This is a genomic window from Pseudomonas sp. NPDC088890 (assembly GCF_044900155.1).
GTDB lineage: Bacteria > Pseudomonadota > Gammaproteobacteria > Pseudomonadales > Pseudomonadaceae > Aquipseudomonas > Aquipseudomonas urmiensis.
In genome coordinates, this window is sequence record NZ_JBJDNG010000013.1 from 121,171 (window position 1) to 127,870 (window position 6,700).

At 61.0% G+C, this 6,700-nt stretch carries 7 protein-coding genes; 1 reads left to right on the forward strand and 6 read right to left on the reverse strand.

Annotated elements, in window-relative coordinates; all coding sequences use genetic code 11:
* The first annotated feature begins 128 nt into the window (after positions 1-128).
* Entirely contained in the window at positions 129-716 is a 588-nt protein-coding gene (locus ACI2JX_RS22270) for a TIGR00730 family Rossman fold protein (RefSeq protein ID WP_312151331.1), read from the forward strand.
* Between the two features lie 108 nt (positions 717-824).
* Here ACI2JX_RS22270 and ACI2JX_RS22275 read toward each other — a convergent pair whose 3' ends face one another.
* The 6 genes from ACI2JX_RS22275 to ACI2JX_RS22300 form a co-directional block, all read right to left on the reverse strand.
* Positions 825-3,122: a YgiQ family radical SAM protein gene (locus ACI2JX_RS22275; protein ID WP_404690997.1), complete on the reverse strand. Its 2,298-nt coding sequence runs from the start codon at positions 3,120-3,122 to the stop codon at positions 825-827.
* A gap of 203 nt (positions 3,123-3,325) precedes the next feature.
* Positions 3,326-4,723, reverse strand: coding sequence for a replicative DNA helicase (gene dnaB / locus ACI2JX_RS22280; protein ID WP_186555589.1), 1,398 nt, complete (start codon positions 4,721-4,723; stop codon positions 3,326-3,328).
* 111 nt (positions 4,724-4,834) lie between these two features.
* Entirely contained in the window at positions 4,835-5,281 is a 447-nt protein-coding gene (gene rplI / locus ACI2JX_RS22285; RefSeq protein ID WP_186555590.1) for a 50S ribosomal protein L9, read from the reverse strand.
* 20 nt (positions 5,282-5,301) lie between these two features.
* Positions 5,302-6,192 (reverse strand): hypothetical protein, encoded by an 891-nt coding sequence (locus ACI2JX_RS22290; RefSeq protein WP_404690998.1) that lies wholly within the window; start codon positions 6,190-6,192, stop codon positions 5,302-5,304.
* A gap of 33 nt (positions 6,193-6,225) precedes the next feature.
* Positions 6,226-6,456, reverse strand: coding sequence for a 30S ribosomal protein S18 (gene rpsR, locus ACI2JX_RS22295; RefSeq protein ID WP_003249563.1), 231 nt, complete (start codon positions 6,454-6,456; stop codon positions 6,226-6,228).
* Between the two features lie 28 nt (positions 6,457-6,484).
* Positions 6,485-6,700: 30S ribosomal protein S6 (locus tag ACI2JX_RS22300; RefSeq protein ID WP_404690999.1), on the reverse strand; the 216-nt coding region annotated here is incomplete at its 5' end.

Here is a 6,700-nt window from a genome sequence, read left to right on the forward strand (position 1 = left end):
CCTGCTGGAAGCCTACGCCCAAGGCGCCGCGGGCGCCGCCTGCGAATTCTCCCGTCCGGAGTGAATCGTGCCTTGGAAGCGAGCGGCTTGCGCCTTACCCTGTGCACGCATTTGAAGGGAGAAAAGCAATGCCTGTACGTTCCGTGTGTGTCTTCTGTGGTGCCAGCATCGGCAGCAACCCGGCCTACCGTGAAGCGGCGGTTGCCCTTGGCCAGGCCATCGCTGGCCGCGGCCTGACCCTGGTGTATGGCGGCGGCGCCGTGGGCCTGATGGGCACCGTGGCCGATGCGGCCATGGCTGCGGGTGGTGAAGTGGTCGGGATCATCCCGCAAAGCCTGATGGACGCTGAAATCGGCCACAAGGGCCTGACCCGCCTGGAGGTCGTCGACGGCATGCACGCGCGTAAAGCGCGCATGGCCGAGTTGAGCGATGCCTTCATCGCCCTGCCGGGTGGCCTGGGTACGCTTGAGGAGTTGTTCGAGGTATGGACCTGGGGGCAGTTGGGCTATCACGCCAAGCCGCTGGGCCTGCTGGACGTCAACGGTTTCTATGAAAAGCTCGGCGGCTTCCTCGACCATATCGTCGAGGAAGGCTTCGTGCGGCCGCAGCATCGGGCGATGTTGCTGCTGGGCAAGCAGCCGGATGAGCTGCTCGATGGGATGGATGAGTTCGAGGCGCCGGTGTTGCCCAAGTGGGTCGACAAGAAGCCTGATTGATCCTATGACGCTTGACGAAAAATGTGGGCTTGCCCCGCGATAGCGTTGGTGGATTGACCATCGCTATCGCAGGGCAAGCCCGCTCCCACGAGTTTAGATGTTACCCGTTCAGCGCGGCAGGACTGGCTGACGCGGCTTCTTCTTGCCGCCGCCCTTGGCCGCTTCCTTACGCTCTTTAGCTGCCTGCTGGTTACGCGCAAACGCCTCGGCCTTGGCTTTCTCACGTTTATCCCACGGCTTGCTGCCATCGCTGGCACGCGGCGGCAGGCCGGTGTGCTGGGTGAGGATCTTCTGATCCTTGCCCACCTTGTGGCTGCCGGTCGGCGTCGAGTTCTTGCGCCGAGCGCTCTGGTAGCTGTCGGTCTGCGGCTGATGCAGCGGGATCAACTGGTGCTTGCCCGGGCCAATCAGGTCGGCACGGCCCATGCGCTCCAGCGCTTCACGCAGCATCGGCCAGCCTTTGGGGTCGTGATAGCGCAAGAACGCCTTGTGCAAGCGGCGCTGCTCATCGCTCTTGACGATATCGACCCCTTCACTCTTGTAGGTGACCTTGCGCAGCGGGTTCTTGCCCGAGTGGTACATGGCTGTGGCCGAGGCCATCGGCGATGGGTAGAACGCCTGCACCTGGTCAGCGCGGAAGCCATTGCCCTTGAGCCACAGGGCAAGGTTCATCATGTCTTCGTCGGTAGTACCGGGGTGGGCAGCGATGAAGTACGGAATCAGGTACTGCTCTTTACCTGCCTCCTTGGAGTACTTCTCGAACATGCGCTTGAAGCGGTCATAGCTGCCGATGCCCGGCTTCATCATCTTGTCCAGCGGGCCACGCTCGGTGTGCTCGGGGGCTATCTTCAGGTAACCGCCGACGTGGTGGGTGACCAGCTCCTTGACGTATTCCGGCGACTCAACCGCCAGGTCGTAGCGCAGACCCGAGGCGATCAGGATCTTCTTCACCCCCGGCAAGGCACGAGCCTTGCGGTACAGCTCGATCAACGAGCTGTGGTCGGTGTTGAGGTTCTCGCAGATGCCTGGGAATACGCAGGACGGCTTGCGGCAGTGCTTCTCGATGTCGGGGCTCTTGCAGGCGATACGGTACATGTTGGCGGTTGGCCCGCCCAGGTCGGAAACCACGCCGGTGAAGCCTGGTACCTTGTCGCGCATCTCCTCGATCTCGTGCAGGATCGACTCGTGCGAACGGTTCTGGATGATCCGCCCTTCGTGCTCGGTGATCGAGCAGAAGGTGCAGCCACCAAAGCAGCCACGCATGATGTTGACCGAGAAGCGGATCATCTCGTAGGCCGGGATGCGCTCCTTGCCATAGGCAGGGTGCGGGACACGTGCGTAGGGCATGCCGAACACGTAGTCCATTTCCTCAGTGCTCATGGGAATGGGTGGCGGGTTGAACCACACATCCACTTCACCATGCTTCTGCACCAGGGCGCGAGCGTTGCCTGGGTTGGTCTCCAGGTGCAGCACACGGTTGGCGTGGGCATACAGCACCGAGTCGTTACGCACCTTCTCGAACGACGGCAGACGGATCACCGTCTTGTCGCGGGTCATGCCCGGGCTGTCGAGAATCTGCACCACCTTGGCTTCGTTGGGGTCTTCGACCTCGCCCTTGGCCTGTTCGATCGCGCAGGCCTGGGTGTCCTGGGTGTTGACGTAGGGGTTGATGATCTTGTCGATCTTGCCCGGACGGTCGATCCGGGTGGAGTCGATTTCGAACCAGCCCTTAGGCGTGTCACGGCGCACGAACGCGGTGCCACGCACGTCGGTGATGTTCTCGATGGTCTCGCCATTGGACAGGCGTTGGGCCACCTCGACCACCGCGCGCTCGGCGTTACCGAACAGCAGGATATCGGCGCAGGCATCGATCAGGATCGAGTGGCGCACCTTGTCCTGCCAGTAGTCGTAGTGAGCGATACGGCGCAGCGAGGCCTCGATGCCACCCAGCACGATCGGCACGTGCTTGTAGGCTTCCTTGCAACGCTGGCTATAGACCAGGCTGGCACGGTCTGGGCGCTTGCCGGCCATGCCGCCGGGGGTATAGGCGTCGTCGGAGCGGATCTTCTTGTCGGCGGTGTAGCGGTTGATCATCGAGTCCATGTTGCCCGCGGCAACGCCGAAGAACAGGTTCGGCTCGCCGAGCTTCATGAAGTCGTCTTTGGACTGCCAGTTCGGCTGGGCGATGATGCCCACGCGGAAACCTTGGGCTTCGAGCAAACGGCCGATGATCGCCATGCCAAACGACGGATGGTCGACGTAGGCATCACCGGTCACGATGATGATGTCGCAGGAATCCCAGCCGAGCTGATCCATCTCCTCCCTGCTCATCGGCAGGAAAGGCGCTGGCCCGAAGCATTCGGCCCAGTACTTGGGATAGTCGTAGAGTGGTTTGGCTGCTTGCATGTCAGTGACCGGTTCTTGGTGTGCAGGGAAATCGCGGGCGCGGAATATAGCACAAATTTTGATCAAGTCCGACGATAATGGTCGGATTCATGGTGAGCATTGCACGACCCGGCCATCCCTCGGGACCGGCTTCCCTGCGAACGCGCCTGACGCTCAGCATCGCTCTGACGGGTGATCCCGGCCTGGAGGATGGCGGGATACGATTACTCGTCGTCGTCGAAGTTGTACATGCCCGGCGCGAGGTTCTCGAAACGGGTGTACTTGCCGATGAACGCCAGACGAATGAAGCCGATAGGACCGTTCCGCTGTTTACCGATGATGATCTCGGCAACACCCTTATGCTCGGTCTCGGGGTGATACACCTCATCCCGGTACACGAACATGATCACGTCGGCGTCCTGCTCGATTGCACCGGACTCACGCAAGTCGGAGTTGACCGGACGCTTGTTTGGCCGCTGCTCAAGAGAGCGGTTGAGCTGGGACAGGGCGATCACCGGGCAATTGAACTCTTTGGCCAGGGCCTTGAGCGATCGGGAAATCTCGGAGATTTCGTTGGTCCGGTTATCACCGGCCGAGCCTGGGATCTGCATCAGCTGCAGGTAGTCGACCATGATCATGGCGATCTCGCCATGCTCACGCGCCAGACGCCGGGTCCGCGCACGCATCTCTGAAGGGCTGATGCCGGCGGTGTCGTCGATGAACAGCTTGCGATCGTTGAGCAAGTTGACCGCCGACGTCAGGCGCGGCCAGTCGTCATCGTCCAGTTGACCGGAACGGACCTTGGTCTGGTCGATCCGGCCAAGCGAGGAGAGCATCCGCATGATCAGCGATTCGCCTGGCATCTCGAGGGAGAACACCAGCACTGCCTTGTCGCTGCGCAGCACTGCGTTCTCGACCAGGTTCATGGCGAAGGTGGTCTTGCCCATCGACGGACGGCCGGCGACGATGATCAAGTCAGCCGCTTGCAGGCCGCTGGTCTTCTCGTCCAGGTCGGTATAACCGGTGGAGATACCGGTGATGTCGCTGTCGGAGTTGAACAGCGTGTCGATGCGGTCGATGGCCTTGGTCAACAGCTCGTTGACGCCCACGGGGCCGCCGGTCTTGGGCCGCGCCTCGGCGATCTGGAAGATCTGCCGTTCGGCATCGTCGAGGATTTCCTCGGCGTTGCGCCCCTGCGGATTGAAGGCGTTGTCGGCGATATCGGTGCTGATGCTGATCAGCTGGCGCAGCGTGGCGCGCTCACGGATGATCGCCGCATACGCCTTGATGTTGGCGACCGACGGGGTGTTCTTGGCCAGCTCCGCCAGGTAGGCCAAGCCGCCGACCTGGCTGGACACGCCTTCCTTGTCCAGCTGCTCGTGCAGGGTGACCACGTCGAACGGCTGGTTGAGGTCGACCAGCTTGTGGATGGCGCGGAAGATCAGGCGGTGGTCATGCCGATAGAAGTCACCGTCCGAAACTTGGTCCAGTACCTTTTCCCAGGCGTTGTTGTCCAGCATCAGACCACCGATCACAGCCTGTTCGGCTTCGATGGAATGCGGCGGCACCTTCAGGGCTGCGGTCTGTAGGTCGAGTTGTTCGGGGTTGGTGATCTCGTTCATGGCCACGAAAGAATTCTGGGTGAGGAGAAAAACAAAGGGCACGGTCTGCGAGGCAGAGCCGTGCCCGATGTTAACCGGCTAGCTCACGAGGAGCCAGCCAGTTGCTACAGCTTAGGCTGCAACGACGACCACGCGTACGGTGGCTTCAACGTCGCTGTGCAGGTGCACGGCTACGTCGTATTCGCCAACGTGACGGATGGTGCCGTTCGGCAGACGAACTTCAGCTTTAGCCACTTCAACGCCGGAGGCGGTCAGGGCGTCAGCGATGTCGTGGGTGCCGATCGAACCGAACAGCTTGCCTTCATCGCCAGCGGTGGCGGTGATGGTGACTTCCAGCTCTGCCAGTTGGGCAGCGCGGCTTTCAGCCGAAGCTTTCTTGTCAGCAGCAGCCTTTTCCAGCTCGGCGCGACGTTCTTCGAACGCAGCCAGGTTGGCGGCGTTGGCAACGGTGGCCTTGCCGAATGGCAGCAGGAAGTTACGGCCGTAACCGGCTTTAACTTTAACTTTGTCGCCCAGGTTGCCCAGGTTGGCGACTTTTTCCAGCAGGATCAGTTCCATTTGGTAAAACCTCTTAACTTTTAACCTTCACCGTTCGCGGAATCATCAGCCTGAGGTGACTTGCGACCGCGAAAATCAATCAGGCTATCGACAATGGCCAAAACCACGAGCAACGGATAAGTCAGTTGCATGAACAGGACCAGCGTCACGTACAACCCGACCAGCCAAAACTTGGCCAGACGTTTCTGCGCCACCAACCCATGCAGCAGGGCAAGCCCGGCAAACATGAGCGGCACGCTGCACAGCGGCGTGAGCAATGCCAAGGCAGAACCGAGGTTCGGCCCGAACAGCATGCACCCCAACAGCACCAGCGCCGGCACCAGGGGAATTCGCACCGCTTGAAACTCGCGGCCAAAACCTCCCGGGTTGTACAACGCGGCCTGCCAGTAGCGACCCAACATCAGGGCCAACACACTGACAACCTGCAGCCCAGCCGCCATCAGGCCGTTGAGCACCGGTACGATGAGCTTCCCAAGTTGCGCCTGCTCCTCCACCGATAACTGCTGGTAGAGACCGTCGAGCATCTGCGGCAGGGCTTTTTCAAGCGCTCGCGCCAGAGCTTCAATCGGTTCACGGAACGCTGAACCCAGAATGACACCGTACAACAGGCCCAAGGCGATGCTGGATAACAGCACCCGGTTCCAGGAATGCCCAGCGCGCAACAGCGCAGCCAGCCCCAGCGTCCCCAGCAGCACCATCAAGGTGCGCGGCTCGCCGAAGACCCACCAGGCCAACGCCGGCAAAATGCCCCAGACGATGACCGAGGAAGCGTCCTTGAAACCGCGCCGCAGGAACACCAGGCTCCCAGCGGCGGCACACAACCAGAACAACAGCGGCAATGCCGCACTACCGGCCACCACTACAGTGGCCTGCACGCGACCGCGCATGATGAAATCAGCTAACGCTCGCATGCTTATCCCTTGCTACTTGTCGAAAACCCGGTCTCAGCGGCCGTGGCTGTCGGTGTAGGGCAGCAGGGCCAGGAAGCGGGCGCGCTTGATAGCGGTAGCCAGCTGACGCTGATAACGAGCTTTGGTACCGGTGATACGGCTTGGAACGATCTTGCCGGTTTCGGATACGTAAGCTTTCAGGGTGTTGAGATCTTTGAAGTCGATCTCTTTCACGTCTTCAGCAGTGAAGCGGCAGAATTTACGACGACGGAAGAAACGTGCCATGTAATAGGCTCCTCAAAAGGTCCGTGGATTACTCGTCAGCGTTATCGCTGTTGTCGCTGTCATTGCTGTCGTCGCCTTCGGCGCCATCAGCAGATTCAGGACGTTCACGACGCTCACGGCGCTCGCTGCGGTTCTCTTCGGCCTTGAGCATCTCGGACGGGCCAGTAACGGCTTCGTCGCGACGGATGACCAGGTTACGGATCACGGCATCGTTGTAGCGGAAGTTGTCTTCCAGCTCGGCCAG